The 19,761-nt window shown below is 63.3% G+C and carries 17 protein-coding genes; 7 read left to right on the top strand and 10 right to left on the bottom strand.

The genetic code is table 11. The features are described from left to right. The first annotated feature begins 19 nt into the window (after positions 1–19). Positions 20–508, top strand: a complete 489-nt coding sequence (locus tag LB553_RS08360) for an NUDIX hydrolase (RefSeq protein ID WP_224512230.1) — start codon at positions 20–22, stop codon at positions 506–508. A gap of 151 nt (positions 509–659) precedes the next feature. Here LB553_RS08360 and LB553_RS08365 read toward each other — a convergent pair whose 3' ends face one another. The 5 genes from LB553_RS08365 to LB553_RS08385 all read right to left on the bottom strand — a co-directional run bounded on the left by LB553_RS08365 (position 660) and on the right by LB553_RS08385 (position 7,244). Beyond that, positions 660–1,826: a hypothetical protein gene (locus LB553_RS08365; RefSeq protein ID WP_224512232.1), complete on the bottom strand. Its 1,167-nt coding sequence runs from the start codon at positions 1,824–1,826 to the stop codon at positions 660–662. Between the two features lie 302 nt (positions 1,827–2,128). Next, a complete protein-coding gene (locus LB553_RS08370; RefSeq protein ID WP_224512234.1) occupies positions 2,129–3,934 on the bottom strand; it encodes an ABC transporter ATP-binding protein in 1,806 nt (601 codons plus the stop codon). Positions 3,935–4,305: 371 nt separating this feature from the next. Then, entirely contained in the window at positions 4,306–4,713 is a 408-nt protein-coding gene (locus LB553_RS08375; protein WP_224512237.1) for a GNAT family N-acetyltransferase, read from the bottom strand. 16 nt (positions 4,714–4,729) lie between these two features. Beyond that, positions 4,730–6,409, bottom strand: coding sequence for an NAD+ synthase (locus LB553_RS08380; RefSeq protein WP_224512239.1), 1,680 nt, complete (start codon positions 6,407–6,409; stop codon positions 4,730–4,732). A gap of 121 nt (positions 6,410–6,530) precedes the next feature. Next, positions 6,531–7,244 carry a DNA-3-methyladenine glycosylase I gene (locus LB553_RS08385; RefSeq protein WP_224512241.1) on the bottom strand — a complete coding sequence of 238 codons (714 nt, stop codon included), beginning with the start codon at positions 7,242–7,244 and terminating at the stop codon, positions 6,531–6,533. Positions 7,245–7,335: 91 nt separating this feature from the next. Here LB553_RS08385 and LB553_RS08390 point away from each other — a divergent pair, with 91 nt between their 5' ends. After that, positions 7,336–7,899 carry a DUF1003 domain-containing protein gene (locus tag LB553_RS08390; protein ID WP_224512242.1) on the top strand — a complete coding sequence of 188 codons (564 nt, stop codon included), beginning with the start codon at positions 7,336–7,338 and terminating at the stop codon, positions 7,897–7,899. Further along, on the top strand, positions 7,896–8,495 hold the full coding sequence (locus LB553_RS08395) for a DedA family protein (protein WP_224512243.1): 600 nt from the start codon (positions 7,896–7,898) through the stop codon (positions 8,493–8,495). The genes LB553_RS08390 and LB553_RS08395 overlap by 4 nt, the downstream gene beginning before the upstream one ends. 13 nt (positions 8,496–8,508) lie before the next feature. On the opposite strand, the gene LB553_RS08400 is transcribed toward LB553_RS08395, so the two are convergent. After that, on the bottom strand, positions 8,509–8,868 hold the full coding sequence (locus tag LB553_RS08400; RefSeq protein WP_224512244.1) for a diacylglycerol kinase: 360 nt from the start codon (positions 8,866–8,868) through the stop codon (positions 8,509–8,511). 78 nt (positions 8,869–8,946) lie between these two features. Then, positions 8,947–9,366: a GFA family protein gene (locus tag LB553_RS08405; RefSeq protein ID WP_224512245.1), complete on the bottom strand. Its 420-nt coding sequence runs from the start codon at positions 9,364–9,366 to the stop codon at positions 8,947–8,949. 317 nt (positions 9,367–9,683) lie between these two features. On the opposite strand from LB553_RS08405, the gene LB553_RS08410 reads away from it, so the two are divergent. From LB553_RS08410 to LB553_RS08420, 3 genes are all read left to right on the top strand, one after another. After that, a complete protein-coding gene (locus LB553_RS08410) occupies positions 9,684–10,754 on the top strand; it encodes a GGDEF domain-containing protein (RefSeq protein ID WP_224512246.1) in 1,071 nt (356 codons plus the stop codon). Between the two features lie 63 nt (positions 10,755–10,817). Next, entirely contained in the window at positions 10,818–11,195 is a 378-nt protein-coding gene (locus LB553_RS08415; RefSeq protein WP_224512247.1) for an MbcA/ParS/Xre antitoxin family protein, read from the top strand. Continuing rightward, entirely contained in the window at positions 11,155–11,922 is a 768-nt protein-coding gene (locus tag LB553_RS08420; RefSeq protein ID WP_224512248.1) for an RES family NAD+ phosphorylase, read from the top strand. The genes LB553_RS08415 and LB553_RS08420 overlap by 41 nt, the downstream gene beginning before the upstream one ends. A gap of 150 nt (positions 11,923–12,072) precedes the next feature. Here LB553_RS08420 and LB553_RS08425 read toward each other — a convergent pair whose 3' ends face one another. Further along, complete coding sequence (locus LB553_RS08425; protein WP_224512249.1) at positions 12,073–12,777, bottom strand: hypothetical protein; 705 nt, start codon at positions 12,775–12,777, stop codon at positions 12,073–12,075. A gap of 244 nt (positions 12,778–13,021) precedes the next feature. On the opposite strand from LB553_RS08425, the gene LB553_RS08430 reads away from it, so the two are divergent. After that, a complete protein-coding gene (locus LB553_RS08430) occupies positions 13,022–14,602 on the top strand; it encodes an ArnT family glycosyltransferase (RefSeq protein ID WP_224512252.1) in 1,581 nt (526 codons plus the stop codon). 74 nt (positions 14,603–14,676) lie between these two features. On the opposite strand, the gene LB553_RS08435 is transcribed toward LB553_RS08430, so the two are convergent. Together LB553_RS08435 and mfd are read right to left on the bottom strand one after the other, a co-directional pair. Further along, on the bottom strand, positions 14,677–16,050 hold the full coding sequence (locus tag LB553_RS08435; RefSeq protein ID WP_224512254.1) for a class II 3-deoxy-7-phosphoheptulonate synthase: 1,374 nt from the start codon (positions 16,048–16,050) through the stop codon (positions 14,677–14,679). Between the two features lie 212 nt (positions 16,051–16,262). Then, the gene (gene mfd / locus LB553_RS08440) at positions 16,263–19,760 is read right to left on the bottom strand and encodes a transcription-repair coupling factor (protein WP_224512256.1); all 3,498 of its coding nucleotides are present in this window, start codon (positions 19,758–19,760) and stop codon (positions 16,263–16,265) included. Position 19,761 lies beyond the last annotated feature (1 nt).

The raw sequence follows: 19,761 nt of genomic DNA on the forward strand, positions 1-19,761 counted from the left end.
CTTGGGGCAGCTTCTTACCATGTTGACGAGGTCGACGACGCACAACCAGATGGCCGAGAGAGTCCGGCGGCTCTTCGGCGTCGCGCCTTGTCGCCTGCAGGTGGCCGCCTTGCCTTGGCGTGAGGGCGAGAACGGCGTCGAGATCATGCTGATCACCAGTCGCGACACCGGGCGCTGGGTGCTGCCCAAGGGTTGGCCGGAGGCCAGGGAACCGCTTTGCGAAGCCGCCGCTCGCGAAGCGGGCGAGGAAGCCGGGCTGCGCGGCACCGTCTCGCATCTTGAAGCCGGCCGCTATTTCTATGCCAAGGTCCTTGCCTCGGGCGAGGAAGTGCCTTGCGAGGTGCTGGTCTTTCCGCTGCATGTCGAGCACGTGGCGGATCGCTGGAAAGAGAAACGCGCGCGCACCCGCAAATGGGTCGGCCCGAACGAAGCGGTCCGTATGGTCAACGAACCTGACCTTTGCCAGATCATTGCCGGCTTCTGCGCCGCGCCGCACAAGTTCGCCTGATTCAAAAGCAATCCCAGGAAAAGTGTGAGCGGTTAGGCTCGGCGGCTGGCTGTAGCTGAGCTCGGCGACTTCGCTGTAGCTGGGCTCGGCGACTTCGTCTTAGCTGGGCGGCGGCTTCGCCGTAGCCTTCCGTCCGGAATTGCGTGGATCGTCAGACGCGGCCGAAATCATCGGAGCTGAGCCGGGTCCAACGATCGCCCATCAACCCGCCGATGAAGATGTCGCCGGAGCGGACCGCCTCCGTGACTTCGGCAACGCGCGAGCGGACCATCGTGCCACCGGCATAATGGAAGAAGACGTTCTTGTAGCCGAAGAGTTGAGGCATGAACCTGCTCTGGGTCTGGCCCCTAATGCCTACACAGCCCAAATCCCGCGCCGCCGCAATGAGAGCATCCAGCGTCACGCCCCAGTGGGATCCGGACGCCTGGATTTGCAACAGGTTCGCGATGCCGCCGGCTTGGCCATAGAAGGCGTAGCACCCCAGCATCTTGCCCGTTTCTTCGTCAATCCCGCCGAAATGAAGCGGCCCGTCGGCCTGCTTCTCGGCCGCCAGCGCGAGCAACCGCGGCAGCTCGCCATCCTTCCAGCTCGGACGCAGGGAATAATCGGCCATGAGGACAGGCAGCCGCTCCGCAAATTGGGCCGCGTCGATCGGCTCCCGGCGGATACGTTGGCTTGACGAATGCTGGGCCGGCGGATCGAACCTTCTTCGTGCGAGCGCATCAAATGCTCCCGCGAAAGGATCGAGCGCAAGGCGAGGCAGCCCCGGCCATTTGCGGCGCACTGTGGCGACGGCCATGCCGCCCGGCCGGAAAACACAGGTCCATTCCAGACAATGCACCGGCAGGAGCTGGTACTTCATCGGACGCGCGAAGGCCAAGGATGTCCGGTTGGCGGAATCGGTCAGGTACAGGTCGAATTCGCTTTGATGCAGGGCACGCAGCAATTGCGGCCCGGCCCAACCGTGATCGATGCTGGAGTCGGTCATGAATGGACCGATGATGGCAGCGTTCAATGCCGTTCCGTTAAGCTCATATCGAGCTTTCAGAACACCCATGAAGCCACCCAATCGGCCCTGCGGGTTGATCTGGACAAGAGCCTTGCTCTTATCCCCATCAAGGTAGAGCTTCCTCATATAGTCCGCCGTCTGCGCGATCGCGCGATCGCGCTGGCGGCGACGATGGCGAAACTTCATCAGGAACAACGCGGCGACGTGCTCGAGATCCTCGGCGGCTAAAGGCCGAACCGAACCATGGGATTCCAGCGCCGACGGCCCAGCCACCTTGCCCGGGCTCGCTTTTGCGGAAACCGGATTCATCGTGAATGCCTAGACCAGAACGCTAAAGGCTGCCGTTCTTCCCAAAGAAGTCTCCATGCGATCGGCTTCCTGCAAAAATCTCCTAGAGCCTTCTTCTGCCGTACCTGATTTTCGTTTCTGTAAATACATTCAATCATTGTTTTAATCGCGTGAATAGCTAAAATCTAAAATAAAACTTCCTAAACTTCTAAATGCAAAGTAATTTGAAAAACATATTGAGCCCCTCTAACCGCATCGCGGGAGAGCGGTTGCAACCGCGTTGCGGCTGATGGCGCCCGGCAGAGGCCGGGCGCCATCCTTCCTCAGGCGACGAGGCCCTTCGTCAGTTCGAGCGCCTGACGCTCGAACAGCCGCCGGTAGATGCCGCCGTTCAGCCGGATCAGCTCGTCATGCGAACCTTCCTCGGCGATACGTCCGCGATCGAAGACCAGCAGCCGGTCGAGCGCCCGCACCGTCGAGAGCCGGTGCGCGATCACCAGCGTCGTGCGCCCGACCATCAGCCGCTCCATCGCCTTCTGGATCAGCACTTCCGATTCCGAATCGAGGCTCGATGTCGCCTCGTCCAGGATCAGGATGCGGGCGTCGGCCAGGAAGGCGCGGGCGATCGCGACGCGCTGGCGCTCGCCGCCCGACAGTTTTACGCCGCGCTCGCCGACCAGGGTTCCATAGCCCTTGGGCAGTCTGGTGATGAAATCATGGGCGCTGGCGAGTTTGGCCGTATGCTCGATCTCGGCCTGGCTGGCGCCGGGCCTGGCATAGGCGATGTTCTCGGCGAGCGACCGGTGGAACAGGATCGGCTCCTGCTGGACGATGGCGATCTGGCTGCGCAGCGACGCCTGCTCGACCTGCGAGATGTCCTGCCCGTCGATCAGGATCCGCCCGGCGTTCACGTCATAGAGCCGCTGGATCAGCTTGACGAAGGTCGTCTTGCCCGAACCCGAATGCCCGACCAGTCCGATGCGTTCGCCCGTCGCGATATCGACCGAGAAATCGCGGTAGAGCGGCAGAAGGTGATTGCCGTAGTGGAACGTCACCTTGTCGAAGGTGATGTGCCCATCGGTGATCCGGATCGGCCGGGCGTCGGGCCGGTCCTCGATGCCGAGCGGTTCGGACTGGAAGTCGACCAGTTCCTCCATGTCGTTGATCGACCGCTGCAGGTTGCGGATATGCGTGCCGATGTCGCGCAGATAGCCCTGCAGCACGAAGAACGAGGTCAGCACGAAAGCGACATCGCCGGCGCTCGCCTGGCCCCAGGCCCACAGCATGAGGGCAAGGCCGATGACCGCCGCCCGCATCACCAACAGCAGCACCCCTTGTGTGGTGCCGTTCGCAGTGCCGCGCATCCAGGTGCGGCCGGTGCGCAGGCGCCATTTGGCGACGACGCGTGCCAGCCGCGCTTCCTCGCGGGTCTCCGCCCCGAAGCCCTTGACGACCGCGTTGCAGCTCACCGCGTCGGCCAGCGAACCGCCCAGCCGCGTATCCCAGCTGTTGGCGAGCCGCGCGGCGGGCGCGACATAGCCGAGCGACAGCATCGCGGTGACAGCGATGAACAGCACCGAACCGGCGGCCACCACAGCCCCCATCAGCGGCCAGAACCAGCCGAGCAGCAGCGTCGATCCGACAAGCATGACAACCGACGGCAGCAGCGCGATCAGGATCGTGTCGTTGAGCAGATCCAGCGCCCACATGCCGCGCGTTATCTTGCGCACCGTCGATCCGGCAAAGCTGTTGGCGTGCCAGTCCGTCGAGAAGCGTTGCACCCGATGGAAAGCATCGGAGGCAATGTCCGACATCATCTTCAGCGTCAACTCGACGATACACAGGAAAGCGGCATTGCGCAGCACAACGCCTGCCAGCGCCAGCGCCACCAACATCGAGAACGCCACCATCGCCGCATTCCAGGCTACTTCGTCGGTTCCCGCGCCGCTGGCGACCGCATCGACCAGGCGGCCGGAATAGAAAGGCGTCAGCACATCGGCCAGCGTCGAGAGCAGGAATGCGCCCATGATGAGCGAAAGCCGCCACGGCTGGCGCTGCCAATGGCTGAACGTGAAGCCAAGCACGCTGCGAAAGGCGCTCGCGCGCAGATCCATCTTGAAACGAGCCATGATGTCATCCGGGGCAAAACGACCCGGTCCCGGTAAAAATCGAATTGGAAAACCCGCGTCCGCGCGTTGCAGCGTCTATGACAGCGGGAGGTTCAGTATGGTAGGCCGCCTGCCCTGAGGCGGCGACCGCAGCGGCAAATGCCTGTCCTGCGTCCGGCTCTCCGAAAAACCTTCGGAAAGCCCGAGCAGACCTAGGCCTCGCGACCTCGCATAACGATGTCAAATCCTGCCATACGGTCCTCCCGCAAGGGAATCGCGGAGAGGCCGTTATAGGCAGGCATCAGCCGATCGCCAAGTCGGCCCGTCGCCAAAACGACATTTGGTCCAAGCACTGAGACGAATTTGCAACAACGGCGGGTTGTGGCGGGGCCTCAGACAGCGGGTGAGCGATCCAGTCGCATGTAGCACCCTTCCGCCCGGAATCCGAACTTCTGGTAGAGGCTGTGAGCGTCGCTGGTCGTAAGGCTCCAATGAGAGACGGTCTTCATATCGGGATGATCGAGGAGTGCCTGCACAAGCCGTTTGCCGAGGCCATGCCCACGACGCTCCGGCCAGACGATGACGTCGGCAAGATAGGCGAGGACCGTGTAGTCAGTGATTGCGCGGGCGAACCCGACCTGCTCGCCGTCGAGGTAGGCGCCGACGCAAAGCGAGTTGTCGAAGGCGCGGCGGTTGGCCTCGTCGGTTCGCGACGCACCCCAATAGCTTTGCATGAGCAAATCGGAGGTTGCCCGAAAATCGATCCGCGACAGGTCGAAACTGATTTCAACATCCTGCATGGCGCAATCTCGCGGACTAGCCGCGGTCCCGGAACCGGTTGGTGATCGGATAGCGGCGGTCGCGGCCGAAATTCTTCTTGGTGATCTTCACGCCGGGCGCCGCCTGGCGGCGCTTGTATTCGGCGATGTAGAGCAGGTGCTCGACGCGCGTCACCGTCGCCCGGTCGTGGCCGCGCGCGACGATGTCCTCGACGCTCATCTCGTTCTCCACCAGGCATTCCAGGATGTCGTCCAGCACCGGATAGGGCGGCAGCGAATCCTGGTCGGTCTGGTTCTCGCGCAGCTCCGCCGACGGCGCCTTGTCGATGATGTTCTTGGGGATAACCTCGCCGGACCGCCCAAGCGCGCCCGGCGGCACATGCGAATTGCGCCAGCGCGACAGCGCGTAGACCTGCATCTTGTAGAGATCCTTGATCGGATTGAAGCCGCCATTCATGTCGCCGTAAAGCGTGGCGTAACCGACCGACATCTCGCTCTTGTTGCCCGTGGTGACCACCATCGACCCGAACTTGTTGGAGATTGCCATCAGGATCGTGCCGCGAGCGCGGCTCTGCAGGTTCTCTTCGGTGATGCCTTCCTGGGTGCCCTCGAAGAGCTGCGTCAGCGCATGCTTGAAGCCTTCGACCGGCTCGGAGATCGGCACGATGTCGTAGCGGCAGCCGAGCGCGCGCGCGCAGTCCTCGGCATCCTTCAGCGAATCCTTCGATGTATAGCGGTAAGGCATCATGACTGTGCGCAGCCGCTCCTCGCCCAGCGCATCGACGGCCAAAGCCGCACAGATTGCCGAGTCGATGCCGCCGGAGAGGCCGAGCACCACGTTCTTGAAGCCGTTCTTGTTGACGTAATCGCGCAGGCCCAACATGCAGGCGCGATAGTCGGCCTCTTCGCGCTCGGGGATCTTCGACATCGGGCCTTCCGAGCAGACCCAGCTGTCTTCCTTTCTTTTCCAGGTGGTGACGTCGACCGCCTCCTCGAACTGGCTCATCTGGAAGGCAAGCGTCTTGTCGGCGCCGATGGCGAACGAGGCGCCGTCGAAGATCAGTTCGTCCTGGCCGCCGAGCTGGTTGGCGTAGATCATCGGCAAGCCGGTTTCGATGACCTGCCGGATGACGATCTGGTGGCGAACGTCGATCTTGGCACGGTAATAGGGCGAGCCGTTCGGCACCAAAAGGATCTCGGCGCCGCTTTCGGCCAGCGTCTCGCATACGGCGATATCGCCCCAGATGTCCTCGCAGATCGGAATGCCGATGCGCACGCCGCGGAAATTCACCGGACCCTGCAGCTCCGGCCCGGCCTGGAAGAGGCGCTTCTCGTCGAACTCGCCATAGTTGGGCAAATCGAGCTTGTAGCGTTCGGCGATGATCTTGCCGCCATCGGCGAAGACGACGGAGTTGTGCGTGCCGGACCGGCGCTTCAGCGGCATGCCGATGATGACGCCGGGCCCGCCATCGGCCGTGTCGTTGGCGAAATCCTGCGCGGCCTTCTCGCACGCCTTCAGGAAGGAAGGCTTAAGCACCAGGTCTTCCGGCGGATAGCCGGCGAGGAAGAGCTCGGTATAGAGCACCAGATCGGCGCCCTGGCGCGCCGCGTCCGCCCTCGCCTCGCGCGCTTTTGCCAAATTGCCGGCCACGTCACCGACGGTCGGGTTGAGCTGGGCAACGGCGATACGCAGGATATCGGGAGCGGTCTTGGTCATGGAACGGATTTAGCGTGGCTGAAATCGCCCCGCAATGGCGTTTGGTTGTGCCACTTAGGACTAATCGGCAGAGCCGATTATGTCCCTGACCTATCGATGGAGATCGATCGATCCCAACCACCTAGTCGCCCATATATTCGCGCAACGCCTCCGCCGAGCGATTCTCGCCGATCGACATCGCCAGGATGCGCGAGATGTGCCGGCGCGGCAGACCGGTCTCGGCCGACCATCGGTTGATCTGCGCCTGGATCTTGTCGAGGTCCCGCTTCGAGGTCGGGTTCTCGGCGATATCGAGGCCGGCATCGCGCAATGCCGCCGCCATGTCGGCGGAGACGACGAACGTGTCCCATTCCAGCCAGCGCAGGAAATACTGGCCGGTGTTGCCGCCCAGCCGGCTGCCATGCTTGGCGAGATACGCGGTCAGGCCGACCTGATCGTCCGCCGGCCATCCGGCGATGAATTTGCCGAAGCTGCCATGTTCCTTCGATACGCGATCGACGAAGGCGGCGTTGTCGCGCACCGACTTGATCTTCTGCGGGTTGCGCACGATGCGGCTGTCCGACGCCAGCTCGTGCCAGAAATCGTCGGGCTGGAACAAAAGCCGCTTCGGCTCGAAGCCGAGGAACGCTTCCTCGAAACCGGGCCATTTCTGTTCGATGACGCGCCACACGAATCCCGCGGCGAAAATGCGCTCGGCCATGGTGGAGAGAATACGGTCGTCGGGGACTTTCGCCACCGCCGCATTGTCGGGCGCAGGACCAAGCAGCGGAGCTAGCACCGCCTCGCCGCCCTTGCGCTTTGCCGCCCGCGCGTGGATTTTCTGGAAATCGAGCATCGTTGTCCTCGCCTGTTCACCGCAATCTAGCACTTCACGTCCGACCCGGCAGCCTCTACGTCTATCGATGCCGGGGCGAAGGAGAGGACAGATGAACAAGATCGTCGAGGACATGGCGAACCGTTTGCTCAAGCGGAAGCCGGACGGTTTCGGTCCGCTCGAGAGCCGCGTCCTCCAGTCGACGCTTGAGCGCACCACCATCACCCGCGACACCAACAAGGCCGTCGCCTTCCACGCGACGTATGGCGACCGCGTCGCCGATACTATCGCCAGGATCGGCGGCTCCTGGTCCTTCATACTCGGCTTCCTTGCCTTTCTCGTTGTTTGGACCGTCGGCAATGCCTGGCTGCTCACGCGCGACGCTTTCGACCCCTACCCCTTCATCTTCCTCAACCTGGTGCTGTCGATGCTCGCGGCGATACAGGCGCCGGTGATCATGATGTCGCAGAACCGTCAGACCGAGCGCGACCGCATCGACGCGGCCCACGACTACGAGGTCAATCTGAAGGCCGAGATTGAGATCATGGCCCTGCATGAAAAGCTCGACGAGTTGCGCCACAGCGAGATCATCGGCATGCGGGACGAGATCCTGCGCATGGCCGAGCAGATCAGGTGCATCGACGAGAAACTGTCGGCGCGGTCCGTAACGGAATGAGCGAAACCATCCATCATCTCATCGGGCAATACGGGCTGATCGCGGTCTTCCTGGGTTGCGTCGCCGAAGGCGAAAGCGCGGCAATCCTTGGCGGCTTCTTTGCCCATCAGCATGTTTTCGTGCTGTGGCAGACTTTCCTCGTCGCATTTCTCGGCGCCTTCGCCGGCGACACCTTCTTCTTCACCATGGGGCGCGGCTTCGCCGAACATCGTTATGTGAGACTATTGCGCAGGCGTCCGGGTTTCAGCCGCGCCTACCGCCTGCTCAACACCCATCCCAACATTTTCGTGCTGACCAACCGCTATATCTACGGCATGCGCCTGGTCGGCGGCGTCGCCGCCGGCCTGTCGACCGTGTCCGTGCCGCGTTTCGTCATCCTGAATGCCATCTCGTCCGCGGTCTGGGCGGCCCTGTTCAGCGGCATTGGCTTTGTCTTCGGCCTGGGCGCGGAGGAAATGGTGGGCCAGGCGTTTGCACGCCATGAGCGCCTGCTCATCGCCCTTGGCGTCGGCGTCGTTGTCGCCGCGGTAGCCTGGTTGGTAGGCCATCACTTCGCAAAGCGTGAACGCGCCAGGGAAGACCAGGCGGGATCGTGATCAATCGCAAGGATCAGATCGGCGCACCGGTAAGGCGCTCGATCAAGGCGACGCCCCAGACGCCGCCGGCGATCACGATGGAAATCAGCACCGCCAGCGACCCGCAATCCTTGGCGAGCTGGATATCGATGTGGAATTCCCGCGAGATCGCGTCGCAGGCCGCCTCAATGCCAGTGTTGAGCACTTCGACCATGATCAGGAGCAGCACAGCGCCGATCAGCAGGGCGTAGCCGCGCCACGAGACCGAGATGAACCAGCCGGCCGGCAGGGCGAGCGCAAGCAGCATCAGCTCCTGCTGGAATGCCTTCTCATGTGCGGCAAGCTTGCGGAAGGCCCTTACCGAATTGATGAAAGCGTCGATCAGCCGCTGCATGCCCAGCCCCGTTTCGAGTAACCGTCAGGGGGATATCGCAACGGCCGGATCAAGGGAATAAGGCAGCCGAACCAAAAATCATTCGTCCGCCACCTTTATCGACGGCGTCGACTTCTCGAACTGAGGTAACCCGTCTTCGATCGAATAATAGTCGCCTTTGTCGCCGACGAAGATGTGGCACTCGCCCCGCAGGCTCGTCGGTTCGTCGAAAGACCCGGCCAGAACCGACACATATGCATCCTCCCTCGGCTTCCAGAACAGCGCCGATCCACAGGTCTTGCAAAAGCCGCGCTTGGCAAAGGTGGAGGCTTCGTACCAGGTGAGGTTTTCCGCGCCGGTGATCGCGATATTGGCATCTGGAACATTGGTCGCGGCGAAGAAATGCCCGCTCTGCTTCCGGCACTGCGTACAGTGACAATAGATCACTCCTCGCAACGGGCCCCTCGTCCTGAAGCGCACCGCCCCGCACAGGCATGATCCACTGTGATTTTCGTCCATCCCGGCTCCTTCGACATCGTCCGCCCGATCCACTGCCGAAAGGATTCCAGGTTTAAGGCGGCCGGTCGCAGGCAAATGCGACACCGAAGCGACGCCTTTCGAAAGCTGCTCCGCATGAGATTACACGTTGTGATAGCAAAGACATCGAGGAAATGCAGGCTGTTAAGGAAACTTTAGCGCAACTGCATCTATGATTCCTGCAAGCGAAAGTCGTGTTGGGGACGCGCCATCGCATTTATGGTTCCGATTCAAATCCCCGCGAGCGTCTCCCGGCGGAGGCAGGTCTGCGGTCGCACTGAAGGGGCAGTGAACACGATATGCAGCCGGCAGCCATTCCGACTGACAGGAACACCGACATCGCCGGCACCGTCGTGGGGACGATGCGTCAGCTCGGCGTGCTCGGACTGCCGCGCAACTACGAAATCTTCTACGAGGCACTCACCGGCAGCAATCACGAGCTCAGCCTTGCCGTTGTCTCGTTGAGCAATCGCCCGACCCAGGAGGACCTTGACGGCATCGGGCGCGCCTTCTTTCCCCAGCATCATGGTCCGGCCATCGTCGAGCATGCCCGCGAGATGGTCGCCAACGAGCTCGAGGACATCGCTGCGCTGTTGCGCAGCGAGCGTTCGCATATCGAAAAGTATGGCCGAATTCTCGATGAGACCTCGACCGGCCTCAGCAACCGCAGCCTGCTTTCGCAGGAAATCCTCCAGAAGATCGCCGGCGCGATGTCTGCCGCCACCAGCTCGACGATCGACCATGGCCGCCAGATCGCCAGCACGCTCAGCGAAAAGACGGCCGAGCTTGAAAGCGTCAAGTCGAAGCTCGAGGAATACAAGCGGCTTGCCGATACCGACCCGCTCACGCAGCTGTGGAACCGCCGCGCCTTCGACAAGGAGATCACCCGGATCTACAACAGCAATCGCGGCATCCTGTTCAGCGCTTTGATCCTTGCCGATATCGATCATTTCAAGGACATAAACGACCGCTACGGCCATCCGGTCGGCGACAGGTTCCTGCAGATCATCGCCGAGATCTTCCAATCCGGCGTCCGTTCCGACACGTTCGTCGCGCGCACCGGTGGCGAGGAGTTCGCGTTTATCGTCGAGGGCGCCAGCGAGGAAGCCACATGTGAGATCGCCGAGCGCATCCGCGCCCTGATCGAGCAGACCCCGTTCACCAGCAGCCAGACCGGCATGAACTACGGCACCGTTACTGTGTCGATGGGCATCTGCATGGCCTCGGAGGCGGAAAATCCCGAAGATCTCTATGCGAAGGCGGACCGGGCGCTTTATCGCTCCAAGGTCGGCGGTCGCAACCGTGTGACAAAGCATTCGGCCATGGCCGGCCGGGCCGGCAAAGGCTGGCTGCTTTACAAGAAAGACTGACACTGCCCTTTCCAAGAGAATTTTTGTGGACTATATTTTCCACAGAAATGAAAGGTGCGCTTTATGCAACGTCCAGTCGCGGCCGCGACGGCGGCCGAAAACGCCGTTGTCACCAAGGCCACGCTGCGCGCGGCCGATCTGCTCGACATCACCGCCAGGACGCTCGCTTTGGTCATCGGTGTGTCGGAAGCAACGGTCTCGCGCATGCGCCGGCAGGAATTCCTGCTTGAACGAGGCACCAAGCCGTTCGAGCTGGCGGTGCTGTTCGTCCGCCTGTTCCGCTCGCTCGACGCCATCGTCGGCGGCGACGAGACCGTTGCCCGGGCCTGGCTGAAGAGCCCCAACACCACGCTCGACGGCACGCCGCTCGAAAAAATCCTGACGATTGCCGGACTTGTCGATGTCATTGCCTACCTGGACTCCCGGCGCGCTCTCGTCTGAGGCCGTCAGGCTCGAAGGCAAGTACTGGCGCATGGTCGAGGCGCAGCACCGCGTCTCGACCCTCAAGCTCATCGACACGCTCGATGAGCAGTCGCTGCTGGAAGACCTCATCGAAGACACCAAGCCGCATATCCCGCTGGAGTGCCGCCACCTCCATTACCTGTTGTCGACGCCTTTTCGCTATGGCTCCGTCTATCCATACGGCTCGCGCTTTCGCCGCGCCGGCAAGACCAAAGGCGTCTATTATGCCGCCGAGACGGTGCTGACGGCGGTGGCGGAAATGGCTTTCTACCGCCTGTTGTTCTTTGCGGAGTCGCCGGCGACGCCATGGCCGAACGACGCCGCGGAATACACTGCCTTCGCCGCTGCGATAAAATGCGGCCGCGCGATCGACCTGACACGGCCGCCGCTCGATCGCGACGAAAAGGCCTGGACGCAGCCCACCGACTACACCGCCTGCCAGGCGATCGCCGATGTCGCGCGCGAAGCCGAACTGCAGGCGATCCGCTATCGCTCGGTGCGCGATCCCAAGGGCGCCAATATCGCGCTGTTGACCTGCAAGGGCTTTGCCGAGGCCAGGCCGCTGGAGCCGCAGACCTGGCGCATCCGGATCGGCTCTTTCGGCCTGCAGGCGATCTGCGAATTCCCGGAGAAGAGGCTGGAATTCTCACGCGCTGCCTTTGCGGACCCAAGACTTGCCGGAATGCGCTGGGAGCGCGGCTCCTGAACTCGCAAAGCTGTATCGAGATTCAGGTCAGGACGAGCCGAGAATGGTGGCCTCCGAGAACCGGAGCGGAGCGTGCCTCAATTACGTGAGCACCGGAAGCGCAGGAGCCCGCCATTCGCAGGCCGACCTCACCTGAGTATCGATACAGTTTTAGGCCAGGATGTTGACGGCCCGCGCCGCCACCAGCGCGATCGTCAGGAGCGAGATCATCGCTTCGGCCATCATCAGGAGCTTGGCGCGTTGCGTGAGCGGCAGAGTGTCGGTCGGCGAGAACGCCGTGGCGTTGGTGAAGGCGAGGAAGACATAGTCGACGAAGCCCGGCAACCAGCCCTGGATCTCGCGATCGGGCAACGTCATTTGCGGGAACAGGAAATCAGCATGCGCGCGCTTGACAAGGCCGCAGGTCGGCGGACCGCCGCGGTCGGTGCTCCAGAACCAGAGCGCAAAGACGATCACATTGGTGACCCAGATATTGAGCGCGTCGACGAGTAGCGTCGTGCCCGCGCCGGCGCGTCCTTCCAGCAGCGCCCGCACCAGGAAGACCAGCGATCCGCAATTCATGATGCTGATGACGCCGGTCATAACCAATGCCGTGCGGCGGATATAGAGTCGCAATCGGCCGATCGCGTACCAATGCTCATGGTCGACCGCTTTGCGCGTCTGCATCTGCGTCCATGCCGTCGCGATCGACAGGGGCGCCAGCAGCGCCGCCTCGACCGTCGGGGCCAGCCAGCGCGGGCCGAAGGACAGGTTGTTGATGACCAGAAGCTGCAGGCAGATGATGACGAGAACCGCCGCGCGCGCCGACCAGAAGTCTAGCCCACGGTGATGGATGACGGCGTGCTGGTGACGCATGGAGGCACCTGAATGGCTGGAGCATGATGCCGAAAGCGGTTTTCGGACGGCACCATGCACTCTGGAACCGCGGCGCTCCGAACAGCGGGCCGGCTCAGGCAACCATCAGCCGGCGGGTCCTGCCCGAAGCGCCGGCGGTGGGTTCCATCGCAATCTTGGTTTTACAATGTTGCGGAAGAATACATTTTCGTAAGCTTTTGCTATCGCACTGTTCAGCAATCCACCGGTATGATTTTAGGCCCGCATGTCGAGAACCACGGAATCCGTTCATCTTTGGCCGTCGGCAATCGCCGCGGAAGGCAATCTGCCTTCGATCTGGAACGGCTTGGTCCGGCACCCATGGCGATTGCTGGCGCTTTTGTGCCTGACGCAGATCGCTTGCTGGACCGTCATGCCGGCGATCGTCAATGTCGGGCCGCCTCGCGACGTCGTCGAGGGGTTCATGTGGGGCCGCGAATGGGTGCTGTTGACCTATAAGCACCCGCAGCTCCCGTGCTGGCTGCTCGAGATCAGCCATCTCCTGACCGGCTCGTTCCGCTGGCCGCAATACCTGCTGTCGCAATTGATGGTCTCGACGACTTTCGTCCTGGTCTATCTGCTTGCGCGCGACATCATGGGCTCGACCCGCGCGCTCGCCGCCGTTCTGTTGATGCCCTCGATCTACTTCTTCGGCTGGCCCACCCCGCAGTTCAACCATGATTACGCACAGATGCCTTTCTGGGCGGCAATCTCATGGCTGCTGTGGCGCTCGGCGCGCGATGGACGGCCAGGCTGGTGGCTCGCCCTCGGCCTCGTTTCCGGCCTGGGGCTCTATGCCAAGTTCTCGACGGCTTTGCTGCTCGCCTTCGGCGGCATCTGGATCTTATACGACACCCGTGCCAGAAGCCGCCTTGCCACCCCATGGCCATGGCTCGGCCTCGCGGTTTTTCTCGGCGTCGCGGCGCCGCTGGCAGTTGAGCTTGTTCGCCTCGATTTCCTGCCGTTGACCTATGCCGCGCATCGCAACGCCTGGGTGCTCGCCAACCGCGCCCGGCTTTACTATATCGGCGTTCAGCTTGCCGGGCTTGCCGCTCTTCCCGTCGTTCTTGCTCTTTCCGGCCTGCTGCGACGGCAGGCCGCCCCCGCACGGGACCCCTTACCGGCCCACCCCGTCCCCGAGCGGCGCGCGATTGTCTACCTGGCATGGATGGGCGTGGGGCCGGCGCTCCTGATCATGGTCGCCTCGCTGTTTACCGGCACGGGCGAGTCCTGGGGCGCGACGATGTACAATCTCGTCGGTGCCCTGGCGATCGCGCTTCTAGGCCAGCGACTGGGATCTGTGGAATTGCGCCGGCTGATGGTGCTGGCCTTGCTATGCGTGGTCGGCGTATCGAGCGCCTATGCGGTGACCCGCTGGACGGGTTGCAACGTCCTCGGTCGCCTGCAGCCGATGTGCTGGCCGGCACGATCGATCTCGCAGACGGCCGAGGCGATCTGGCATGAGACGGTGCCAGGACCATTGGGCATCGTCGGTGGCGAGGACGGCGTGGCCCAGCTTGCCGGGCTGGAAGCTGCGGACCAGCCCTCTATCTTCACGGCTCTCGACAGGCGCCTTGCCCCCTGGATCACGGACCAGCGCCTGCGGGATCAGGGTATGCTGCTGGTGTGGCCGACCCATTGGAGGCTTTCCCCGCAACAGCAGGCGTGGATCGCCGGCCTGCCGGTCAAGACGGTGCCGTTCGACTGGTCGCTCAAAGCACCGCCCTTGCAGATCAGCTTTGCCGTCATTCCGCCCGGCAGAACCAATTTCCCGGGCGACCCGCCCGGACCGCCCGATCCGGATTGAAGTTTATCAGCCCCGACGTCAAAAGGCGCTGGCGTCGCGGCCAGCGCCTCCAATGATAGGCGTCAAGCCTCTGTTCAGGCGTTGGCGGCCTGCTTGTGCTGCACCGGGTGGCTCTTCTTGAGCAGGTCCGACACCAGGAAGGCGAGTTCGATCGCCTGGTCGGCATTGAGGCGCGGATCGCAATGGGTATGGTAGCGGTCCTGTAGGTCCTCCGCCGTGATGGCGCGGGCGCCGCCCGTGCATTCGGTCACGTTCTTGCCGGTCATCTCCACATGGATGCCGCCCGGATGCGTGCCCTCGGCGCGGTGCACCTCGAAAAAGGTCTGCACTTCCTTGAGGATGCGGTCGAACGGCCGCGTCTTGTAGCCTGCCGCCTCGATCGTGTTGCCGTGCATCGGGTCGGACGACCACACGACGTTGCGGCCTTCATTCTTCACAGCTCGCACCAGCTTCGGCAGGTGCTCGGCGACCTTGTCGGAGCCGAAGCGCGCGATCAGCGTCAGCCGGCCGGGCTCGTTCTCGGGATTGAGCAGGTCGATGAGTTCCAACAATCCATCCGGCGTCAGCGACGGACCGCATTTCAGGCCGAGCGGATTTTTGATGCCGCGGCAATATTCGATATGCGCATGGTCCGGCTGGCGGGTGCGGTCGCCGATCCAGATCATATGGCCGGAGGTTGCGTACCAGTCGCCGGAGGTCGAATCGACGCGTGTCAGCGCTTCCTCATAGCCAAGCAGCAGCGCCTCATGGCTGGTGTAGAAATCGGTCTCGCGCAACGCGAAGTTGGTTTCGGACGTGATGCCCACCGCGCGCATGAAATCCATCGTCTCGGTGATGCGGTTGGCGAGCGATTCGTATTTTTCTCCCTGCGGGCTGTCGGCGACGAAGCCCAGCATCCAGCGATGCACGTTCTCAAGGCTGGCATAGCCGCCCTGCGCGAAGGCGCGCAGAAGGTTGAGCGTCGCGGCGGACTGGCGATACGCCATCTCCTGGCGTGCCGGATCCGGAATGCGCGAGGAGGCATCGAATTCGATGCCGTTGATGATGTCGCCGCGGTAGCTCGGCAGCGTCACGCCGGCCTTGGTCTCGTTGTCGGACGAGCGCGGCTTGGCGAACTGGCCGGCGACGCGGCCAACCTTCACCACCGGCTGCGCGCCGGCGAAGGTGAGCACCACCGACATCTGCAGGAAGACGCGGAAGAAGTCGCGGATGTTGTCGGCGCCATGCTCGGCAAAGCTCTCGGCGCAGTCACCGCCCTGGAGCAGGAAGGCTTCGCCGGCGGCGACCGCCGCCAGCTGCTTCTTCAGCTTGCGCGCCTCGCCGGCAAAGACCAGCGGCGGATAGGTCGCAAGCCGCGCTTCCGTGGCTTGCAAAGCGCCAAGGTCCGGGTAGGCCGGGACCTGCTTGATCGGCTTTGCTCTCCATGAATTCGGCGACCATTTCGTCATCGCTGCACCCAACGCCCTTTCGGAGCAACCCCAGGAAAAATGTGAAATTTCCGTCCGGAATTGCGTCAAACAAACCGGCGAGCGTGCTTGCCCGCCCTTCCAGCCTCGATACGAGGTCGCGGCTCCTTACACGAAGCCGATTACCTATTCTAGCCGCGTTTTTCAGTGGTGGCGAATGCGTCGAGCTGCTCGGCTTGCCAATGCGGACGTCGTTAGGCGGCTTTGTCGACCAATCTTGCCAATTGGGTCATGACAACAGCCGAACCGGCGAGCCGCTTCTCCGCGTTCGGCCAATCGCGGATGAAGACCACGCTGTGGTCGGCCCTGATCTTGGCCTGCGAGCCCTGCTCGCCGATGAATTTGACCAGCCCGACCGGATTGGGGAACTCGCGCTTGCGGAAATGGATCACGACGCCCTTCGGGCCGGCATCGAGCTTCTCGACATTGGCCTTGCGGCAGAGCGCCTTGATGAAGACGATCTTCAACAGATGCGTCACCTCTTCCGGCAGCGGCCCGAAGCGGTCGATCAGCTCGGCGCCGAAGCCGTCGATCTCCTCGGTGGTTTCGAGGTCGCCGAGGCGACGGTAGAGGGCCATCCTGAGCTGCAGGTCCGGCACGTAGCTTTCCGGGATCATCACGGCGGTGCCGACCGCGATCTGCGGCGACCAGCCGCCGTCCTGCACTTCGCCGGTGTCCTTCACCTCGGCCACCGCCTCCTCGAGCATCTGCTGGTAAAGCTCGAAACCGACCTCCTTGATATGCCCCGACTGCTCTTCACCAAGCAGATTGCCCGCGCCGCGTATGTCGAGGTCGTGGCTGGCGAGCTGGAAGCCGGCGCCGAGCGTGTCGAGCGACTGCAGCACCTTCAGCCGGCGCTCGGCCGTGTCGGTCAGCTTGCGGTTCGCCGGCAGCGTGAACAGCGCGTAGGCACGCACCTTGGAACGGCCGACGCGGCCGCGCAGCTGGTAGAGCTGCGCCAGGCCGAACATGTCGGCGCGATGGACGATCAGCGTGTTGGCGGTCGGGATGTCGAGGCCGGATTCGACGATGGTCGTCGACAGGAGCACGTCGTACTGGCCGTCGTAGAAGGCGTTCATGATGTCGTCGAGCTCGCCCGGCGGCATCTGGCCGTGGGCGACCGCAACCTTCAATTCCGGCACGGATTCCTTTAGGAAATCATGGATTTCGGCCAGATCGCTGATACGCGGCACGACATAGAAAGAATGGCCGCCGCGATAGCGCTCGCGCAGCAGCGTCTCGCGGATGACCAGCGGATCGAAGGGCGAGATGAAGGTGCGCACCGCCATGCGGTCGACGGGCGGCGTCGCGATGAGCGACAGCTCGCGCACGCCGGTCAGCGCCAATTGTAGCGTACGCGGGATAGGCGTCGCCGACAGCGTGAGCACATGCACGTCGTTCCTGAGCTCCTTCAGCCGCTCCTTGTGCTTGACGCCGAAATGCTGCTCCTCGTCGATGATCAAAAGCCCGAGATTCTTGAACGAGATCGAGCTGCCGAGCAGCGCATGCGTACCGACGACGATGTCGACCGTGCCCTCGGCGATCCCCTTCTTGGTTTCGGCCAGTTCCTTGGAGCCGACCAGGCGCGAGGCCTGCGCTATGCGGATCGGCAGGCCTGAGAAGCGCTGCGAGAAGGTCTTGAAATGCTGGCGCGACAGCAAGGTCGTCGGCACGACGACCGCCACCTGGAACCCTTCCATGGCCGCGATGAAGGCGGCGCGCAGCGCCACTTCCGTCTTGCCGAAGCCGACATCGCCGCAGACCAGCCGGTCCATCGGCTTGCCGGCGCCGAGATCGTCCATGACCGCGTCGATCGCCGTCTGCTGATCGTCGGTTTCCTCATAGGGGAAGCGCGCAGCGAACTCGCCATAGAGCCCCTCGGCCGGGATCAGGGCAGGTGCGGCGCGCATCTGCCGCTCGGCGGCGATGCGGATCAGCTGCCCGGCCATGTCGAGCAGGCGCTTCTTCAGCCTTGCCTTGCGCGCCTGCCAGGCGCCGCCGCCCAGCTTGTCGAGCGGCGCCTCAGCCGAATCCGAGCCATAGCGCGAAAGCAGCTCAATGTTTTCCACCGGCAGGAAGAGCCGGTCATCGCCCGCATAGTGGATCTCCAGGCAATCATGCGGCGCGCCGACCGCCTCGATGGTGCGCAGCCCGACGAAGCGGCCGATGCCATGGTCGGCATGGACGACGATGTCGCCTGCCGACAGCGACGTCGCTTCGGCAATGAAATCGGAGGCCTTTTTCTTGCGCTTGGAACGCCGAATGAGCCTGTCGCCGAGGATGTCCTGCTCGGCGACGACGACCAGATCGTCGGTCTCGAAGCCGGATTCGAGCGGCAGCACGGCGAGGCCTGCCTGCCCCGGCTCCAGCTTTTCGACCTCGGCAAGCGTCGCGACGGGTTCCAGATTACTTAGATGGTGCTCCGCGAGAATTTGCCCGAGCCGGTCGAGCGAGCCTTCAGTCCAGCCGGCGACGACGACTCGGCGACGCGCCGCGCGCTCGTCGGCAATGTGTTTTACGACGACGTCGAAGACATTGATGTTCGGGTCGGCACGTTCCTCCGCGAAACTGCGGCCCTGCCGCGAGCCGCCATGGAAGACCTTCTTGCCTCCGACATCCGGCGCGTCAAAGACGGTGAAATCGATGTCCTCGCGCGGACCGAGCGACGCCTTGAGATTGTCCGGCGAGAGATACAGAAGATCCGGCGCCACCGGTTTGTAAGGCACGGCATCCTTGAGCGCGCTGTCGGCCTGCTTCCGCCGCGCCTCGTAATGGTCGAGGATCAGCGTGTGCCGCTCGGCCAGCGCCTCATGCGCCAGATGGTCGAATACCACAGGCGCGTCCGGCAGATAGTCGAACACCGTTTCCAGCCGCTCGTAGAAGAAGGGCAGCCAGTGCTCCATACCGGCGAAACGGCGGCCTTCGCTGACCGCCGCATAGAGCGCGTCGTCGCGCGAGGGCGCGCCAAAGGCTTCGATGTAAGAGCGGCGGAAGCGGCTGATCGTCTCCGGCGTCAGCGCCACTTCACTCATCGCTTGCAGCGACATGGACTTGCGCTGCCCGGTGGTGCGCTGGGTCGCCACGTCGAAGACGCGGATCGATTCCAGCGTGTCGCCGAAGAAGTCGAGCCTGAGCGCCTCGCTCCAGCCGGGGGCAAAGAGGTCGAGGATGCCGCCGCGCACCGCGAATTCGCCGAGGCCGCGCACGGTCGGCACGCGCTCGAAACCGGAGATCTCCAGCCGCGCGATGAGCGCGTTCATATCGATCTGGTTGCCGGGCCTGGCATGGAACGTCTGCGCTTCGATCAATTCGGCCGGCGGAATGCGCTGCAGCAACGCATTGGCGGTGCTGAGGATGACGGCGCGATGTGGCTTCTTGGCCAGCGCGATCATGGCCGAAAGCGCATCGAGCCGCCGCGCCGCGGCATCGGCGCCGGGCGACACGCGATCGTAAGGCAGGCAGTCCCATGCCGGCAGTTCCAGCACCGGCAGGCCGGGCGCGGCAAAGGCGAGCGCCTCGTTGATCGCCGGCAGCCGCTGGCCGTCGCGGGCGACGAACAGCACCGGCTTGTCGGGCGCGATCTCCTGCGCCGTCTGCGCCAGGGCGAAGGCTTCGTAGCCGTCGGCGACGCCGTCGACGATGAACTGGCCGGCGCGGCCCTTGGGCAGGCCGATTGTAGGGATAAGGCTCATG

The organism is Mesorhizobium sp. CA8 (assembly GCF_020164955.1).
Lineage (GTDB): Bacteria > Pseudomonadota > Alphaproteobacteria > Rhizobiales > Rhizobiaceae > Mesorhizobium.

Excerpts from the sequence above, each read along its gene's own strand:
- LB553_RS08405 (WP_224512245.1), bottom strand. The coding sequence starts at position 9,366 with ATGGACGAAAATCACAGTGGATCATGCCTGTGCGGGGCGGTGCGCTTC.
- LB553_RS08390 (WP_224512242.1), top strand. The coding sequence starts at position 7,336 with ATGAACAAGATCGTCGAGGACATGGCGAACCGTTTGCTCAAGCGGAAG.
- LB553_RS08425 (WP_224512249.1), bottom strand. The coding sequence starts at position 12,777 with ATGCGTCACCAGCACGCCGTCATCCATCACCGTGGGCTAGACTTCTGG.
- LB553_RS08400 (WP_224512244.1), bottom strand. The coding sequence starts at position 8,868 with ATGCAGCGGCTGATCGACGCTTTCATCAATTCGGTAAGGGCCTTCCGC.
- LB553_RS08430 (WP_224512252.1), top strand. The coding sequence starts at position 13,022 with ATGTCGAGAACCACGGAATCCGTTCATCTTTGGCCGTCGGCAATCGCC.
- LB553_RS08365 (WP_224512232.1), bottom strand. The coding sequence starts at position 1,826 with ATGAATCCGGTTTCCGCAAAAGCGAGCCCGGGCAAGGTGGCTGGGCCG.
- LB553_RS08375 (WP_224512237.1), bottom strand. The coding sequence starts at position 4,713 with ATGCAGGATGTTGAAATCAGTTTCGACCTGTCGCGGATCGATTTTCGG.
- LB553_RS08370 (WP_224512234.1), bottom strand. The coding sequence starts at position 3,934 with ATGGCTCGTTTCAAGATGGATCTGCGCGCGAGCGCCTTTCGCAGCGTG.
- LB553_RS08415 (WP_224512247.1), top strand. The coding sequence starts at position 10,818 with ATGCAACGTCCAGTCGCGGCCGCGACGGCGGCCGAAAACGCCGTTGTC.
- LB553_RS08395 (WP_224512243.1), top strand. The coding sequence starts at position 7,896 with ATGAGCGAAACCATCCATCATCTCATCGGGCAATACGGGCTGATCGCG.
- mfd (WP_224512256.1), bottom strand. The coding sequence starts at position 19,760 with ATGAGCCTTATCCCTACAATCGGCCTGCCCAAGGGCCGCGCCGGCCAG.
- LB553_RS08360 (WP_224512230.1), top strand. The coding sequence starts at position 20 with ATGTTGACGAGGTCGACGACGCACAACCAGATGGCCGAGAGAGTCCGG.
- LB553_RS08435 (WP_224512254.1), bottom strand. The coding sequence starts at position 16,050 with ATGACGAAATGGTCGCCGAATTCATGGAGAGCAAAGCCGATCAAGCAG.
- LB553_RS08385 (WP_224512241.1), bottom strand. The coding sequence starts at position 7,244 with ATGCTCGATTTCCAGAAAATCCACGCGCGGGCGGCAAAGCGCAAGGGC.
- LB553_RS08380 (WP_224512239.1), bottom strand. The coding sequence starts at position 6,409 with ATGACCAAGACCGCTCCCGATATCCTGCGTATCGCCGTTGCCCAGCTC.
- LB553_RS08410 (WP_224512246.1), top strand. The coding sequence starts at position 9,684 with ATGCAGCCGGCAGCCATTCCGACTGACAGGAACACCGACATCGCCGGC.
- LB553_RS08420 (WP_224512248.1), top strand. The coding sequence starts at position 11,155 with ATGTCATTGCCTACCTGGACTCCCGGCGCGCTCTCGTCTGAGGCCGTC.